Source organism: Mesorhizobium sp. M1E.F.Ca.ET.045.02.1.1 (assembly GCF_003952485.1).
GTDB lineage: Bacteria > Pseudomonadota > Alphaproteobacteria > Rhizobiales > Rhizobiaceae > Mesorhizobium.
In genome coordinates, this window is sequence record NZ_CP034447.1 from 371,101 (window position 1) to 388,655 (window position 17,555).

General features: G+C 56.7%; 14 protein-coding genes and 1 pseudogene. 1 reads left to right on the top strand and 14 read right to left on the bottom strand.

The features are described 5' to 3' along the window. From EJ070_RS01760 to EJ070_RS01810, 12 genes are all read right to left on the bottom strand, one after another. Positions 1 to 942: an ABC transporter permease gene (locus EJ070_RS01760; RefSeq protein ID WP_126038199.1), complete on the bottom strand. Its 942-nt coding sequence runs from the start codon at positions 940 to 942 to the stop codon at positions 1 to 3. Next, positions 942 to 2,543 carry an ABC transporter substrate-binding protein gene (locus tag EJ070_RS01765; protein WP_126038196.1) on the bottom strand — a complete coding sequence of 534 codons (1,602 nt, stop codon included), beginning with the start codon at positions 2,541 to 2,543 and terminating at the stop codon, positions 942 to 944. Before EJ070_RS01765 ends, EJ070_RS01760 begins: the two co-directional genes overlap by 1 nt. 886 nt (positions 2,544 to 3,429) lie before the next feature. Then, positions 3,430 to 4,629, bottom strand: a complete 1,200-nt coding sequence (locus EJ070_RS01770) for a glycine C-acetyltransferase (RefSeq protein WP_126038193.1) — start codon at positions 4,627 to 4,629, stop codon at positions 3,430 to 3,432. 52 nt (positions 4,630 to 4,681) lie between these two features. Further along, positions 4,682 to 4,822: a hypothetical protein gene (locus EJ070_RS36090; protein ID WP_189350314.1), complete on the bottom strand. Its 141-nt coding sequence runs from the start codon at positions 4,820 to 4,822 to the stop codon at positions 4,682 to 4,684. 185 nt (positions 4,823 to 5,007) lie between these two features. Continuing rightward, the gene (locus EJ070_RS01775) at positions 5,008 to 5,967 is read right to left on the bottom strand and encodes an aminotransferase class IV (protein WP_126038190.1); all 960 of its coding nucleotides are present in this window, start codon (positions 5,965 to 5,967) and stop codon (positions 5,008 to 5,010) included. Between the two features lie 199 nt (positions 5,968 to 6,166). Next, complete coding sequence (locus EJ070_RS01780; protein WP_348639581.1) at positions 6,167 to 6,364, bottom strand: Lrp/AsnC ligand binding domain-containing protein; 198 nt, start codon at positions 6,362 to 6,364, stop codon at positions 6,167 to 6,169. A 243-nt stretch (positions 6,365 to 6,607) separates the two neighbouring features. Beyond that, positions 6,608 to 7,645, bottom strand: a complete 1,038-nt coding sequence (locus EJ070_RS01785) for an ABC transporter ATP-binding protein (RefSeq protein WP_126038187.1) — start codon at positions 7,643 to 7,645, stop codon at positions 6,608 to 6,610. A gap of 54 nt (positions 7,646 to 7,699) precedes the next feature. Beyond that, positions 7,700 to 8,500 (bottom strand): ABC transporter permease, encoded by an 801-nt coding sequence (locus EJ070_RS01790; RefSeq protein ID WP_126038185.1) that lies wholly within the window; start codon positions 8,498 to 8,500, stop codon positions 7,700 to 7,702. Then, positions 8,497 to 9,393 (bottom strand): ABC transporter permease, encoded by an 897-nt coding sequence (locus tag EJ070_RS01795; protein WP_126089945.1) that lies wholly within the window; start codon positions 9,391 to 9,393, stop codon positions 8,497 to 8,499. The genes EJ070_RS01790 and EJ070_RS01795 overlap by 4 nt, the downstream gene beginning before the upstream one ends. Positions 9,394 to 9,459: 66 nt before the next feature. Beyond that, positions 9,460 to 10,506, bottom strand: a complete 1,047-nt coding sequence (locus tag EJ070_RS01800; RefSeq protein ID WP_126038180.1) for an extracellular solute-binding protein — start codon at positions 10,504 to 10,506, stop codon at positions 9,460 to 9,462. A gap of 558 nt (positions 10,507 to 11,064) precedes the next feature. Then, the gene (locus tag EJ070_RS01805; protein ID WP_126038177.1) at positions 11,065 to 12,249 is read right to left on the bottom strand and encodes a CaiB/BaiF CoA-transferase family protein; all 1,185 of its coding nucleotides are present in this window, start codon (positions 12,247 to 12,249) and stop codon (positions 11,065 to 11,067) included. Next, positions 12,246 to 13,529, bottom strand: coding sequence for a methylaspartate ammonia-lyase (locus EJ070_RS01810; protein WP_126038175.1), 1,284 nt, complete (start codon positions 13,527 to 13,529; stop codon positions 12,246 to 12,248). The genes EJ070_RS01805 and EJ070_RS01810 overlap by 4 nt, the downstream gene beginning before the upstream one ends. Positions 13,530 to 13,763: 234 nt before the next feature. Between EJ070_RS01810 and EJ070_RS01815 the strand changes: the two genes are divergently transcribed. After that, positions 13,764 to 14,705, top strand: a complete 942-nt coding sequence (locus tag EJ070_RS01815) for a LysR family transcriptional regulator (RefSeq protein ID WP_126038172.1) — start codon at positions 13,764 to 13,766, stop codon at positions 14,703 to 14,705. A 32-nt stretch (positions 14,706 to 14,737) separates the two neighbouring features. On the opposite strand, the pseudogene EJ070_RS01820 reads toward EJ070_RS01815, so the two are convergent. Beyond that, positions 14,738 to 15,604, bottom strand: a pseudogene (locus EJ070_RS01820) (IS3 family transposase); the annotation flags it as partial. Positions 15,605 to 16,117: 513 nt separating this feature from the next. Further along, positions 16,118 to 17,176, bottom strand: coding sequence for an amidase family protein (locus EJ070_RS01825; protein WP_245455130.1), 1,059 nt, complete (start codon positions 17,174 to 17,176; stop codon positions 16,118 to 16,120). Between the last annotated feature and the right edge of the window lie 379 nt (positions 17,177 to 17,555).

Here is a 17,555-nt window from a genome sequence, read left to right on the forward strand (position 1 = left end):
TCAGTACCGGATGCGGGGGTCGATCAGGGTGTAGGAAAGATCGACCGCGAGATTGATAAGGACGTAAAGACCCGAAACCAGGATGAGCACACCTTGAATGATAGGATAGTCGCGGTTGTTGATCGCATCGACCACCAAACGTCCGACACCAGGTATGTTGAACACCGTTTCCGTGATGACGACACCGCCAATCAGACCTGCGAAACTTAAGCCGATGACGGTGAGGATCGGGGCCCCCGCATTCTTCAGAGCATGGTGGAAAAGCATAGCATAGGAAGACGCGCCCTTGGCGGCGGCTGTTCGCATATAGTCTTCCGACAGAACCTCGAGCATGCTCGCGCGCGTGATCCGGGCGATGAAAGCAATGTAGGGAACGCTCAAAGTCACGGTCGGCAGGATCAAGTGCACAAGCCATGGCCCGAAGCCATGGTCGATCGGCTGGTATCCTTGGACGGGCAGCCAATGTGTCCTGATCGCGAACAAGTATATGAGGAAGAAGCCGACGACAAACACCGGGACAGAAAAACCAACTGTCGCGAATGCCGTCAGGATGCGATCAACAAGACCGCCAGCTCGCCATGCGGCGAGGACGCCAAAGGAGACCCCGACCGTCACGGAAACGATCATCGTCAGGATCGACAGGGAAATGGTCGGTTCAAGCCGCTGCGAGATGAGTTCGAGAACCGGTCGTCCGGCAAAGATTGAAGTGCCGAAATCGCCGCCGATCAAATCCCGCACCCAACGTATGAATTGAACCGGCAGGGGATCGTTCAGTCCCATCTGCTCGCGGATGCCAGCGATCATCTCCGCCGTGGCCGACCTGCCGGCGATCATGGCCGCCGGGTCGCCAGGCGCCAGCCTGAGAAGCAGGAAGACGAACATCCCGACCATCGCCATGACGCCGATGGCAGAGATCGACCTGCGTAGGATGTAGACAGCCATCAGGCCTCAGCCTTCTGCATGTTCCAAAATGGGATCCAGGCCGGCACGCCGATGAGGCCAGTGAGCGTCTTGCGTCGCGCGCTTGGCGCAACACTCTGACCTAACAGAACCGAGGGCACATAGTCCCACCATATTTGCTGCATCTTTCGAGCCAGCACCTTGCGCTCCTCGAGCGTTTCGAGATCTGCCCATTTGACCCGAAGAGCCTCATATTCGTCGTTCTTAGGCCAGCCGAACCAACCACTTTCGCCGTTCATAGGCAGGGTGACGTCGGTGATAACATTGCCGAGAATCGCTTCAGGTTCGGTCGTTATGAAGATGCTCCAGCCGCCGTCCTCAACGGGGCCTTTGTTCGCGCGGCGGGCGACAACCCCGCCCCAGTCGCTCGGAGCAAGCTCGGCATTAAGCCCGATCTTCCGCAACTCAGCTGCCAGCAGCTGCGAGGCATTGCTTGCCGCCGCCCAGTCCGTGGGCTGCAGGATGACGACTTTCTCGCCGTCGTATCCCGCCTCCTTGAAGAGTTGCTTGGCCTTTTCTGGATCGCCGCCTTTTTTGAACCATTCCGTGTTTTCGTCATTGGACATCGGCGTTTCATTTCCAAACATCGAAGTGACGGTGCGGAAGTATTTTGGGTCGCCGACTGCGGCGCGCATCATGGCCTCCTGATCGACCAGGTGAAGCATCGCTTGGCGTGCCTTCACGTTATCGAATGGCTTTTGCAGGCAGTTCATGCGAAGCAAATAGTCGCTGCCCGCCTTGTCCAGAACTTGCAGTTCAAGGTTGGGATCGCTCTCGATGACCGGTAAGAGATCGAGCGGGGGCGCCAACAAGAAATCAATCTCACCTGAATGCAAGGCCGCCAAGGCCGTCTGCTGATCGGCGAACAAGCCGATGTCCCAGATGACACGATCGACCTTTACGATCTTCCCGCCGGCCAGTCCGTCAGGTGCTTCGGTACGTGGTACGTACTTTTCGTTGCGGTCGTAGGTGAAGCTCGCGCCCGGCCTGGCAAGAGCGTGATTGAACTTGAAGGGTCCCGATCCGATATTCGCGGTTACTTGTTCTGCTGGAGAAAGATTCGCGTCCTTCTCGCGCATGATGAATGGGCCTTGGAAAGCCAGAATGTTGAGCAGAGCCCCCAACGGTTCCTTGAGCGCGATTGCGAAAGTCTTGTCATCCTTTTTCGAGATATCCCTGACCCGCGCCATGAGCAACTGGCCACCGGGAGCCACTTGGCCCCAGCGGCGGATCGAGGCGACACAGTCCGTCGCGGTAACAGGGGTGCCGTCGTGCCAGCCGAGACCATCGCGGAGCTCGAACGTATAGGTCTTCCTGTCGTCAGATACGTCCCACTTTCCCACCATCTGTGGATGCGGCGCAAACTGCGAATCGGTCCCGAACAGTGTATCGTAAACCGCGAAGGCATGGGTGTAGGTACTGTCAGCCGTTGTAACGACCGGGTCGAATACACTGAGGTTGTCTATCACCATGCGGACCGTCTGGTCCGTGCTCGGCGATGTCTGCGCCCGCAGGAGAGAAGGGATCGATATGGCCGCTCCAGCGGCCATGCCGGTCTTAATAAGGTCGCGTCGAGAGATCATGTTCCAGTTCCCCTTTCGAGTTAATGGCGCGGTTGATTCGCGCGCTATTTTTGGACTTGTCGACACCACCAGCGAAGGTATTGCTTGCGTTTCTAACGAGCCCAATCGGGTGGCGGCGATTTGGAAACGCTAGCACCCTGAAGAGGAGAGTTCGCGCCAAAATGCATCGACTGCTGAAATGCAAGCCCCACAAAGCGGCGTGGTTTGAAATATCTCAGTCTCCGCCGGCTGCCCGGGGCAGTTCATCTTCGCTCGCAGACGGACAAGTCCTAGAAGGGGAACTTTCGAGGCGTCCACTTGTCGGCACGGCATGGGCATTGGTCTCTTTTCAATGAGTGAGCAGCGCTCACCGGTCAGGCCTTGCGCTGGCCAGCGGCGGCACGAGCTGCGCCCGCCAACTCGCATTGGACGTCGTTGGTCGGAACGCTCAAATAGCCTCGTGATAGATGAGATGCCGATCACGACAGAGACGCTTTGTACCTCGCTAAATCGCCGGGTGCCTTCACGGCGATACGGGCGCAATCTTCAGTTATATGATCCAATACGCGTTGTCTCTACATCGGAGATAGCATCGCACTCCTCCGTCGCGCTTAGGCAACTTGTCGTGCCTCGGCAGACAGGTCACCCGAAATGGCCTCCGCAAGTATCTCGGCAGTTGCAGCCGACAACCTCCAACCCAAACACGGCCACAACTATAGAACATATCACGCGCCTGACCTTTGCCGACCCACGGCATCCTGTGACGCCGATGCATCGAGCTTGACCGTGATAGCTATCCCTTGACCGGATAAATGTTGAGTCGACTTGTCGCCAAAGTCGCAGACACCGACCCGGGTTCACGCAAAGGACTATCCTGATTTCCTCGCAGACGTCGACGAATATTCCCTCATGTCCGATATCGAATGACTCCCAATTCCCTGCCTACCTCCTTGAACGCCTCGACCGCACGGTCAACGTCCGTACTCGAATGTGAGGCGGACATCTGCGTGTGGATGCGCGCCTGGCCCTTCGGCACGACGGGGAAGGAGAATCCGATTACATAGATGCCACGCTGAAGCATCTTATCGGACATCTGCTGCGCGAGGCTGGCGTCGCCCAAAATCAAAGGGATGATTGGATGGTCCGCGCCAGCCAGCGTGAACCCCGCCTTCGACATGTTCGAGCGGAAGCGGTCGGCATTGGCAAAGAGCTTTTGGCGCAGCGCATCACCTTGTTCGATCAGATCGAAAACCTTCAGCGACGCCGCTGCGATCGCAGGCATCAACGCATTGGAGAATAGGTATGGCCGCGAGCGCTGGCGAAGCCAGTCGATGACCTCACGCTTGCCTGCTGTGTAGCCGCCCGAAGCGCCGCCGAGCGCCTTGCCGAGCGTGCCGGTGATGATGTCCACCCTGCCCTCGACGCCGCAATGTTCCGCCGTGCCGCGCCCATGCCTGCCGACGAACCCGACGGCATGGCTGTCGTCGACCATTACCATCGCGCCGTATTTCTCGGCCAGGTCGCAAACGCCGCCAAGATTGGCGATGACGCCATCCATGGAAAAAACGCCGTCGGTGGCGATCAGCTTAAAGCGGCTGCTTTCGGCCTTGTTGAGCTCCTCTTCGAGAGCTTCCATATCATTGTTAGCGTACCGGAAGCGCATGGCCTTTGAAAGCCGTACCCCGTCAATGATCGAGGCGTGGTTCAACGCATCGGAAATAATGGCGTCTTGCTCGCTGAGCAGCGTCTCGATCAATCCAGCATTCGCGTCAAAACAGGATGAATATAAGATCGCATCCTCCTTGTTGAGGAATGAGGAGATGCGCGCCTCGAGTTGCTTGTGCTCTTCTTGAGTGCCGCAGATGAAGCGGACGGAGGCCATGCCGTAACCATAACGATCGAGTGCCTGCTTGGCCGACTCGCGCAGTTCGGCGTTGTCGGCTAGGCCGAGATAGTTATTGGAGCAGAAATTCAGGACCTTGCTGCCATCCGCGAGTTCGATCTCGGCCGACTGTGTCGAAGCGATCACGCGCTCGGATTTGTAGAGCCCAACGGACTTCAAGCCAGCTAGTTCCGCTGACAAATAGGCAACAAAATCGTTCTTCATCGGCAACTTCGCAGGAATGGCATGGAGTACGCCTTACAGAGGCATATGCTCATCAGAGCGCGGCAGCGGTTGCCAATTCGCTCAACCTGGCGCGCTTCGAGGCAATGGCGAACGGTTCGCTTGCCTCGTTGAGGTAAGAGTCCTCGGGCGATGCGAGCTCGGCGGCGCGGGAAAGTTGCCGCACCATCGGCATCGCACGTTTCCTAGCTGAGCTCCCAACAGCAGGAGACATCGGCGTGTATCGGCAGGCCACCAAACCCGGGGCGGAAACCCCACCGTAGCGCGCCTGCTCGGGTTTCGGGTGTTTGCCTGACGACATATCCATTGTCATCGTCACGAGCCCGCTTAGCAAATTGCTCGCACATGGCTCGTTTCCAATCACGGGTAGGTGACAGCAGTCGTCCATTGCGGATCATCGTGCTTTTGCCAGTAGAGGTCCATGAGCCGTCTGGTGACGGGTCCGACGTGTCCATTAGAGACCGAGGCGTCGCCGATGCGGGTCACGGGCATAATGCCGCCGGCAGTCGAGGTGATGAACACCTCGTCAGCGTCTTTGATCTCGGCGCGACTGATATCGGCAGCCGTGGCAGAGAGGCCGATCTCGGCGCAAAGATCGAACACGGTTCGGCGCGTGATCCCCGGCAACACGCCAAAAGCAGGCGTCCTCAGGGAGCCGTCCTTAACAACGAACACATTGAAGCCGGGGCCCTCCGCAATGTGCCCGTTCGTATCGACGATCAGCGCTGTCTCAGCCCCCATGTCATAGGCGTCAAAAAGCCCCTTCACGAGATCGAGCCAATGATAGTTCTTGATCGCTGGATCGACCGACTTAGGCGGAATGCGGACGGTCTCGCTGATCGCGACGTGCAAGCCTCTTTCCAGCTGTTCCTTGTTGGCGACCGAGCCAAAAGGCACAGCAAACGCCATGAAGCGGTTCTCCGCTTGGCGGGGATCGCGACTGAATGTCGGCGATGTGCCGCGCGTGCAGATCATCTCCACATACGCCGACTGGTGCCCCGACAGAGCGACACAATTGTTGAGGATCGAGGCTATCTTTTCGCGATCATAGGGAAGCTTCATTCGCAGCCGTTCCACGCCCCCAAAGAAGCGGTCGAGATGCAAGTCCAGCCGGAAGAACCTGCCCTTCCAGACGTGCACCGTGTCGTAGGTGGCATCCGAGTGCAGGAAACCCCAATCGAGCACGGAGACCTTGGCCTCGGACATGGGCAGGTATTGCCCATCCATGAAAGCAACCCCGCGCGGATACTGACGTCGATCGACGTGATGCTCGTCCACAGTTGGAAGAGCACCTAAGAGCTGCGTCATAGCGAGCGTCATTCTTTCTCCTTCCTTACCCCCGGGACGGTTGCTTTGCCCGCGTCGAGCAGTCTGGCAACCACACCGTCCCGACGCAGGATCCACTGCGTCCGTAGATCGCACGTTTCTCCACGCGAAAAAGCCCAATCTGATGGTGGATGCGCAATGGCGGTTTCAAAAGGCAGCCCGGAGTGAAGGCTTCAGCGCAATCCGCCCAAGGTTACACCAAAACCCGCGGCTCGAACTTGACACGATCAAGCGCGATCATGCTCTTAAATTTTCGGACATTAGGATTGGTATAGAGCTTCGTTTTGACGAAGACGTCAAAGGCCTCGACGTCCTCAACAGCCACGATCAGGACAAAATCGGCGTCGCCCGTGACCATATAGCACTGGCTAACCTCCTTGGCCGCCCGCATCGCGCGCTTAAAATCGTCGACAAGGTCCAGACGAATGGCGGCAGCACATCGCGAGATACTAGAGGGCTGAAGTGTCTATGCATCGTGGCGCCCTCGCCGGCCGTATACCCCAATCCGGCCAAGCCCACTTACTACGCGCAGCCGTTCGCCGGTCCCCTTTGGTGCGGTCGCTCGCCCTAGTCCGTGGGTCTTGCCGTGGTGGGTGATCCGATGATCCGACTCCTCAGCCTTGAAAATTCACTCCTACCCAGGAAGGCGCCTAACTCCCTTGGAATTGATACTTATCGCAATTCGCTCATTCACCTTTGGAGCCCGTCCGTGTGGATAATGAGCCTCCATCAGCACTTCCTGGCCCGAAACATCCAGCCGAAGGCGGCAGAGAGAGCCATGGTAGTTGCTCGATGTCACCCGCGCCTCAAATGCATGTGCTTGACCAGGAATCTCCACAGGCTTCACGTGTTCGGGCCGCACAATGACGGTAGCAGGGCCTGGACCGGCGTCTACTGGCAACCGAATGCTATCGCCGACGGAAAACTCGCCTTGTCCATTTACCATGCCATCAAAGATCGAACACCATCCAATGAACTCTGCGACGAAACGTGTTGCTGGGGTCTCGTAAATCTCCGACGGTGTGCCTACCTGCTCTACACCCCCATTGCGCATCACCATAATCCGATCCGCAAACATCAGAGCTTCTTCCTGGTCGTGGGTTACGAACAACGTTGTGATTTGAATCCGCTTCAATAAGGAACGCAGATCCTCGCGTAAACGTACTCGCAACTGCGCATCGAGATTTGAGAAGGGTTCGTCGAGAAGTAGTACAGCAGGATTCATCGCGAGCGCGCGCGCAAGAGCCACTCGTTGCTGTTGCCCGCCAGACAATTCAGCTGGATATCGCCGAGAAAGATGTGCCAACTCAATCAATTCAAGCATTTCCTGGACGCGCTGTTCTCTCAACTTTGGAGGCTTGCCCAGGTTCTCAAGCCCGAACGCTATGTTTTGGGCAACAGTCATATGCGGAAATAGAGCATAGCTTTGGAACACCATCCCGGTGTCGCGCCGATATGGCGCCAAATCTGTGACCTCTTTGCCTTCGATCTCTACGGTCCCCGATGTCGGCTTGACAAAGCCAGCCACCATCCGAAGCGTGGTTGTCTTACCGCAGCCGGATGGACCCAGCAAACACAGCAACTCGCCTTTCTCCACATCAAGCGAGACCGATTCTACCGCAGCAGTAGCACCATACATTTTTGATATATTTTTTAGCGACACTACTGACATCTTCGCCCCGTTCTGCTTCGCACCCGTTTACATACGACAGCCTATGACCCATCTCTAGAATAGCTTATCCACTCCGATTACTCGTTCAATTATGAGTATGACTACTATAGTGACGGCAATCACTATGCTTGATACCGCAGCCACAATGGGCTCGTAGCTGTACTCTACGTAAGTGAAAATTTGCACCGGCAAAGTTACCGTTCCTGTGACCGCCAAAAAGGATGAAAGCGTTACGTTGCCAAAGGAGGTGACGAACGCAAACACTCCGGCGGTAATCAAGCTAGGCGCCAAAAGAGGCAGCGTTATCCTCCTGAACACACGAAATGGCCGCGCCCTAAGATTCATCGCGGCCTCCTCCAATGCACGGTTAAGAACCAGGAGGCCACCGATCATTGTGCGCACCACGTATGGCAACATTATCACCAGATGGCCAACAAAGAGCCCGACGAACGAGTTGCTGAGTCCCACCCAAGCAAGGAACTGTAGAAGTCCAAGGCCTAGAACGACAATAGGTACGATGAGCGGAGACAACACCAGAGATTGGAAAAGCGATGATCCCTTAAAGCGGTATCGAGCAATTGCGAAAGCGGCCGCAGTACCCAGTATTAGAACAACAATTGTGGCCACAATCGCCAATTGACTGCTTGTCCAGAGCGCAGACATAAATGGCGAACTGCTAAATGCAGCTTCATACCATCGCAACGAAAACCCACTTGGAAGGAAGCTCAAAGTGTCTTCACGTGTGAAGGATGCTAGAACTACGATGCCTGCTGGCGAAATCAGCATAACGTACACCGTGAAGCGAACGGCCAACCCTGCAACGCCCAACACAGTGTCGATAAGATCACTGTTCACTTTGCGATACTCCGGTGTCCCGTCAAGGTTTTTGCGGCAAGCGTGTTGGCAACACCCACGACCAAGCTAGTTACGGCTAGCATAACCACAGACAGCGCCGCCCCGAGCGGCCAATTCAGTCCGGTGACAACTTGCTCATAAATGATACTTCCCAGCATCTGCACTGATCCGCCGCCAACAAGTCGTGGAGTGATAAATGCAGATACGGTCAAAATGAAAACAAGGGTAAACCCCGTCATGATGCCCGGCATAGCAAGCGGAATAACAACGCGGCGAAACGTCGTAAATCTATTTGCGCGCAGATTCGCAGATGCGTGCTCCAGCACTGGATCGATTTTCGAGCATACGCTCATCACGGATAGTATCATGAACGGGAGAAACTGTTGCAATAGGACAAGCAGTACTGCGCCTTTTGTGTATAGAAGTCTAACCGGACTATCAACAGCGCCGATGCCGATAAGCAATTGATTTACGATGCCACTGCGGCCAAGAATAACAATCCAGCCGAACACGATAACTACAAGGCTGAGTGTCAGGGGCAAGATGACTAGAATCAGTCGTGATCGGCGTTTGTTTGCAGGTAAACGCGCCAGTGAGTACCCTACCGGAAATCCGACCAGTAGGCTGCCGACGGAGACGACCAATCCATAAACAATAGTCTCAACCAAGACGATTTGATAGAAGGGATCAAGTGCAACTTCTAGGTACTGTTCAAGAGAGAACCCCTCTGCACCGAACGATCGCACACCAGGGTAAAAGCTGGTGCGAATGACTCCTGCGAGAGGGACGATCATAAAGAGCAGCAACAGACCTACACTGGGCGTGATCAGCCATACCCACACTGTGGATCGTTTATCGCGGGCTTTAAACCTGACCAATGACCGGTTTTGCAACTCAAATTCCTGCTTGCCAGAACTGCTAATCAAAAAGGACGGGGCAGGCTTGAGCGCCCGCCACGCCTACCGCATCTCGCGGTTGAATTGGGCGATCCATTCGCTCCTGTATGCGGCAACCTTCTGCCAGTCGACCGGCTGGAGGTTTTGAAGACCATTTTCTCCGTATGGAATCATGTTCGCAGCAACGTCTGGCGGCAATTGTACGCGGGTGGTTGGCACATAGCCAAAGAACCTGGACATCTCTGTCATAAATGGCCCGGTCAGCAGTTGTTCAAGGTACGCCTTTACGGCCTCCGGATGCTTTGTTCCCTTGACTGGATTTATATACGAACGGAGCCCATACAGGCCCTCAACCGGTACGATTAGCGACATCGGTTTCCCTGCCCTCTGCATTGAAAATACGCGCCCATCCCAAAAGGGGCCTGCCAGCGCTTCTTCCTGTTCGAATAGCTGAAGCAGATTTACCGTGGACGCAGTGGTCGAGGTGATGTTTGGCTTGATCCTGCGGAGTGCCTCGAAGCCAGGGCCGACGTTGTCTTCGCTGCCGCCGTTCGCCTTGGCCAGCGCAAGCAAAAACAGCACCCCACCCCCGTTCTCCAAATTTAAGGTTGCAACGCGCCCCTCAAGGTCTGGTCGCGCAAGATCTGCATATGACTCAACTGGCGGGTCAACCAACTTTGTATTATGGGTCAGAACCATCGATGATGCAGACATCGGGATACCGTGGTCCCCAAACTCTCGAATATTTGGGGACAGCATTGCAATCAGATCGGCATCCAAATCCGTAGGCGTTATAGCCTCGGCCTTGATCAAATCCGGCATATTTGGACTATCAGCCATGATCAGATCGAAAGGAGGATTGGCGGGCGACGCAAGAATTCTCGCAGTTGCCGCTGCCGCAGTGGACGGAGTGTGCATAACCGTTAGGCCTGTCTGCTCTTCCAGGGGCTTTGCAACGGTCTCGACGAGGATTCGATCGTAGTCCCCCCCATATCCGTTGATATTCAGCGTGATCCCCTCAAATCGCTTTTCCTGACCCCAAGCGATGTTTGGTAGAGCGAGGCCGCTGGTCGCGAGTGCCAAGGATTGCAGAAAAGAGCGGCGTTTCATTGTATTTTCCCTTTTCTAACGTATCGCGAGGGTGGCATGCGAAGCCGACATCCTGCATAAGAAGGCCAATTCTCACTTCTCACAAACAGAGAATGTAGATCGGGGGCATCTCGCCGGGAGATGGGGAAGCTTGCGAGCCGACCAAACACCCACGCAGGGAGTATTTTTTGCAGAGCCTTGCTGCAACTGGCGGTTAGGCAGTTCGAGTTTCTGGCTGGGTACTCAGGGAATGTGGTCAGCACTTACTAGTCAGGTAGTCCGCTGATCGTCTCGAACAGTTGACGAGACGTGCAAACTGTCTCCGCTCGGTCGAGTGACGGATGGCCACGTAGTCACGCGTATCGTTCTGCTTCCGGTTAGTGCTGCCAATCGTATTGGGAACCTCCTTCCCGCTGACGGATGATGAGGCGGTGTCCAATGTGCGGTAGCGGTCACGCGGCAGAGTATCTGCCGCAAAGCCGAGGAAGCAGGATGTCAATCGCAAAGCAGTCCAGCTGCGAACTTCGACCACAGGGCTCCCCACCAAGTGAAGTCCAAAGTCACCAATCAACCCCAACCTTAACAAGTTCGACTTGCACGGGAATCGTTTGCGCTAGTTGGTCGAGCGGTATTCGTGGAGGCGCCGAACTCTTTGCGCAAAGCCTCAGAATGGGCTCCCATGGCGGGAACGGGTCGCAACAGCGGAGCTTTTTCTCCGTCAAAGATCGCCGCGGGCGCAATCATTTCGATTACTCCCGACGGCGTTGCGACCGATAGCCGTCGCAGATGTGGATGTTTGGAGACGTGCTCTACTTGGTTGAGGCGTCCGTAGGCCAAACCTGCCGCCTCCAATTCGGTCATTGCTTCGTCGCTCGATAATTCGGCGAAGCGCTGGACAACAATCTCATCCAACGCCGCCCGGTTGCCGAGCCGCTTCATATTATCTGCAAAATCTGGACGGCGGGTAAGTTCAGGCTGCTTGAGAAACTTGGCGCAGAAGTTGGCCCATTCTCGGTCATTCTGGACGGAGAAAATGACGTCCTTCCCATCAGCGCAACGGTAGGCCCCATACGGCGCGAGAGAGGGGTGATTTACCCCCGCTCTCATCGTTTGGTAGGCACTGTAATCAAACTGCAGCACCGGAACGTTCATCCAGTCGGCCACGGCGTCAAAGAGCGAGACCTGAATCCCGGTTCCCCTGCCAGTGCGCTCACGTTGGAAAAGCGCTTGCAGGATCGCGCTGTGTGCAGTCATGCCGGCCGAGATGTCACAAACCGAAACGCCAACCCGCGCCGGCCCATGCTTCGTCCCCGTTATGGCGCAAAGCCCTGTCTCTGCCTGCACGATAAGGTCGTATGCTTTCAAATGGGAATAAGCTCCAGCATCGCCAAACCCGGATATGTCGCAGGTTATCAAGCGAGGGAAGCGCTGACGAAGCTCGTCAGAACCAAAGCCGAACTTGTTGATACTGCTGGGCCTGAGATTTTGGATGAAAACATCGGCTCCAGCAACCATAGCGTCAAGAATCGCGCGATCCTCGTCTGCCGTCAGGTCAAGGCAGATCGACTCCTTTCCGCGGTTTAGCCATACAAAATACGCGCTCTGGCCTTGCACAAGCTTGTCGTAATTTCTTGCGAAGTCACCATTGGGGCGTTCGACCTTAATAACACGCGCGCCGGCATCAGCAAGCCGCGACGAGGCATAGGGAGCCGCCACCGCCTGCTCTACAGCAACAACAGTAATACCTTCGAGAGAACTGTTCATGCAGATTCCGCGTTGGCGTCCTGGACGTCGTTCCGGGAGCGTCGATAGTTGAGAGCGGCGAGCAGCCTGCTCTGCTCATTGCCGACAATAGAAATGCCTTCATCGACGCCCATCCCGGGCTTTGCCAGCATCATGTCAGCCTGTGTTGCCACTGCCACGTTCGCCGAGGCTCTTGCCGACAAGTCGGTCTCGGTGCAGCTGCCGCCGACATACGCCCATACGCCGTGTTCTTTGCAGGCCAGAACGGCCCAGGCCGTGTCGGCGATCGAACCGACGTCAGGCATCTTGATTTGAACTACATGTGCTGCTTTCGCTTCGGCGAAACGCCGGATGTCGTCAAGGGTGTTGCAGTGTTCGTCGACTACCAGACGGGCGTCGGAGCCCCGGGCGTCGAGAAGGTCGACAATTTTCGCGTACTCGTTTAGTTGCGCATCGGTTGACCCGAAGTCTGCCGGGCACTCGACATGCAGTCGGAAGCCGGGCACGTCATCTGCAAGCCGCGCCATGAAGTCCGCGATTTTTCCGGCTTCAAGCCCAATTTCCAGACCGATCCAGCCGTAGACGTCGAAGTGCAGGATAGGATGATACCCTGGCTCCCCGATTTCTGTTATCCGCCTCCCGACCCATTTCACGAACTCTCGGAATGTTGCTCCCGAGGGGCCGAACTTCTCCCGGGTGTTGATAAGCCCGTGCGGAAGCACATCGACGGACTTGAGGATCATCTTGTCGACGTTGATCTCCCTGGCATCTCCACTTTGGGCGTAGATGGGCACACGCCTCTCTGGCAGAGGCAGGGAAAACTCCGAGCAAATGACCTCGGCTAGGGTGGTCCGCGCAACGTGTGCGGCAGCACCGAGCAGCGCTTGGCTCACGCCATACTCGATCGCAAGCGGAAGCCGCTTTCCATCGTGATAGGCAAGGACATCGTCGCACGCACCCAGAAAATTCGACAAATCAGCGGATAAAAGTCGCGGAACAACGACAGATCTCGCGAGTGCTGCAATTGCGTCAGTCTGGAAAAGAGAGTCGCGACCGCCTGTGCCTGAATACTGAACACTCATCATGTCCCCCCAGACGATCGCATCGTCCGACAGGACAAGGCCAAGACTGACGGACCGGGAGGGCATTCGGATAGTTTCAAAGCCGGATGTCCGAGGTGCCCCTACATACCGGAAACCATCAGTGGCGACGCCTGCTCGAATCGCTGCTTGATCATCATAGAAAAAGCTACCATTTCCCGGCGCCAGGATAACATCTCTTACTTTGAGAGCAGTTGCCATGATAGCGCACCCAATTCTTCGACGTCGTTAATCAACTGTAGCGACTTCGAGGAAGCAGCGGTTCTGACGCGGCGGTGCCTCCCCCTTCGCGGTGCAGTATGCCCAGCGGGGCCGGATACACGCCAATATAAAATCGGCTTTCAAGCCATCTCGTTTCGAGATAATGTCGAGGATAGCCGTTGAGAACCCAACGGGTTCGGAACGTCACGAACAGCGGCTCCCCCAAGGGACACCATGGAACTGAGACAACTGAAATATTTCGTCGGCGTGGTGGATGCGGGTAGTTTCACCAAAGCTGCAGAACAATTGAACGTGGCACAGAGTGCGCTCAGTCACCATGTCCGACAGATGGAGGAAGCTTTCGGCACGCAGCTCCTGGTCCGCGAAAGAACCGGAGTGACGGCTACGACCGCCGGGACGAAACTTTTAGACCACGCACGCATGATCTTGCGCCAAGTCAAACTCGCCGAAGAGGAATTGACGAGCAAAGCGAAATCACCTGCCGGCGAAGTGACGATCGGGATACCGTCCGGTGCAGCGCGCGTCATGGTGACGGAACTCCTTGCGTTGGCCAGAGAACGCCTTCCGAAGGTTTCCCTCAAGATTGTCGAAGGGATGAGCGGGTTTATCGAAGAGTGGATGACTGCCGGTCGCTTCAATCTCGCGATCCTCTATAAGAACGGCGAGAGTATCGGCAACTCGACAGTGCTGGCCCGAGAAGAATTTTGCCTTGTGGTGCCTCCGAACCAGCCACCATTCGAAGACACGATCCGCCTGTGTGACCTGCATTTCTATCCCTTGGCTGTGCCGATGGGCGCCAACAACGTTCGCCGTTCCGTGGCGGACGTCGTGGCGCAGCACGGATGCACGCTGGATGTGCGATTTGAAGTCGATTCTCTGTCGACTATTGTCAGTATGGTGATGGATGGAAAAGCATATTCGATCTTGACCCCTTCGGCCATACAACGTGAGGTCTCTCTCGACCAAGTTCGAACTGTGCGAGTTGTCGATCCGGTGATTACCCGATCTGTAGTTCTCGCAGTGAATCCTAGGGACGAGCGGTCAGTGGAAGTCGCCGCAGTACGCACACTCATTCCCGAAGTTGTGCACCAGCTAGCTCAGAGCGGCAGATGGCCTTTGATTCTTCCGGCAGTTGAGCCGGCGCTCCACTCGTAACTGACTAAGCCTTGTGATCTTGCCCCCAGTTTCTATCCAGTTTTGAGTTCGTTTCCGGCGTGGGTTGTGCCCTGCTGGGCGGGTGAAGCGACGGGCGCTGGCCCGGAGCCTTTGGCATAGCGCAGCGCGAGCGACCGTCGCGGATTGAAGGTGCTGGCGAACTCTGCCGGGGTCTGCCAGGCGATTTGGGAGTGCGGCCGCGCGGTGTTGTAGTCGGCGTGCCACAGGGCGATGGCTACGCGCGCCTGAGCCAGCGAGGTGAACAGCGTCTCGTTGAGCAGTTCATCGCGCAGTCGGCCGTTGAAGCTCTCGATGAAGCCATTCTGCATCGGCTTGCCGGGCGCAATGTAATGCCATTCGACGCGGTTCTGATCCGCCCAGGCGAGGATGGCGTTCGAGGTGAACTCGCTGCCATTGTCGCTGACGATCATCCTGGGCCGGCCGCGCTCGGTGATGAGCCGGTCCAATTCGCGGGCAACCCGCATGCCCGAGAGAGACGTATCAACGACGAGTGACAGGCACTCTCTCGTGCAGTCGTCGACGACGGCCAGGATGCGGAAGCGGCGCCCGTCGGTGAGCTGGTCCGATACGAAGTCGAGCGACCAGCGCTCGTCGGGCCTCAGCGGCACCAGCATCGGCGCCCTGGTCCCGATCGCCCGCTTGCGGCCGCCACGGCGGCGAACGGCGAGCTTCTCCTCCCGATAGAGCCGGAACAGCTTCTTGTGGTTCACGACCAGGCCCTCCCGCCTCAGCATCACGAGAAGACGCCGGTAGCCGAACCGGCGACGCTCCTGCGCGATCGCCTTCATCGGCTCGCGAACCTCGCGGTCGTCCGGCCTGCTGGTCTCGTAGCGAACCGTCATGCGGCAACAGCCGATGGCTTTACACGCCCGCCGTTCCTCATGCCGAGGAGCCGCCTTGACATGTCGACTCTCGAGACACACGACAGGGAAGCCCACGTCGACCAGGTGTCCGCCGATCCACTCCGATGTCGCACCGGCTTCTAAGCCAACGCGGACGAGATCGTCCCGCCATCGCTGAAGTGCAGCCGTCACAGCATCCGGGTCACCGAGCACCTTCCCCTGCCACAGCATCTCGCCGGTCTCGGCGATAACGCAAATGGCTACCGCGTCGAGTGAAGTATCCAGTCCCGCATGAACGCTCATGCCGATCTCCTCTTGCCAGGTCGGTTCTGAGCATCAGACAAACGTCATGATCCGAAAAGGGGCCAGACGTTCAGGGAGCTGAACCGAACACCCCATCTCTTCAGAGAAGCGGCTACGTTTCATGTCCTGGTCCTCTCGATGGGCCAGAACGAACTTCAAACCGGATTAGATCAGAGGGGCAAGGTAACTAGCTCTTCGGCCCAAGGCGCTACCGCTTCGTCTGACGCAAGAATCTAATCAGCGATGTCAGCTTCTCCTTCTGCCTGCTCGACTATCGGGTAGGCGGTTCTTCCAAGGTCTGGCTTCCTCGATATCGCGTGCGACGCGAACCAGAGTGGCTTCGTCACCAAAGCGACCGACGATCTGAATTCCAATTGGTAGCCCAGCGGTGCTTTGTGCCACAGGTAGAGACACAGAAGGTTGTCCAGTGACATTGAATACGCCAGTGTACTGATAGAGCGCGGCATCCGCTTCCTTGAATTCCTCCGCGGAGAGCGTAGGGTTGATCGTACTGAAGATGCCGCCATGCGGCAGGGCCACCATTGGCATCGTTGGCGTAAGCAGGATATCATAAGGATCGACTGCCTCGCCGACGCGGAACCGCAGCCTCCTCAAGACCTCTTCGATGTCGCCTGAAGGACGCTGCGAACTCCGGCCGTATTCATAGATCTTCAGATTGATTGGCTCCAAAGTCTCCGCGTTGATCTCGCGACCAATAGTCTGCGCGGCTTCTTCGAGTGAAATGGCGAAATAACTTGACCCGGCGAGCATGACTCGCGTGTACTCACGGGACGCATATGGTGGCTCAACTTCGGTCACAAGGTGGCCCATTTCTTCGAGAAGTGAGGCAGTCGACTCCACTGCGCTCACAACTTCCGGATCGAGATCGACCGTACCCCACTTGGTTCTTGCCAGCCCTACCCGCAATTTGCCGGTGGGTCGCGAAAGCTCTTCTCTATAGGGACGGTTGGGCTGTACGATTATAAATGGGTCGCCCGGATGGGGACCTGAAAAGACGTCCAGGGCAGCCGCCATATCGCGGACCGTCCGGCATACAACAAACTGCCGACTTCGACCAAACGACGCGTCCCTGGTTCGCCCAATGGTTCGGAGTCCGGCCTTCTGGGCGCGACGGAAGAAATAGCTGTCGGTATCGGCACGGCAGCCCTTGAACAGACGGCTCCCTCTCTCTTGCAGGCGGCCAGTTTCGGTGGCTCCAACATCCTTGCGAAAGAACGGTACGCCATGGAAAATTCCTTCGTCCGCACCGGTAACAGTCTCGGCATCTGCATAGAATTCGATCACGGCGTTGATCCGCGAATTGACCTCGTCATGGGCCTCCCGAGCTAACCGCGTCAACTCTAAGGGCGATACTTCCCCTCTCCGCACAAGAGAGGCCAAACCGGTGGCATCATATTCTGTGTACTCGCTCAAAGTCATCCTAGTTTCCCTCAGCGGCTTCATATCGAAGACTCAAGTTATTTGTACTTCAGGCTAAATCGCGGTCGAGGGAGAACACGGTCTGGCCTGACGGTGAAACCGCCCCGCAAGCTGCCCAAACTGCTTGCGTTTCTGCGGATCCGACGCCCGGCTCGTCCGCGGGACAGGTATTGATTGGAGGTTCACTGGGAAACGTGCTCAACGAGCTGGCCGCTCTTTTGAAGCGTTTGTCCTTTGGCATACT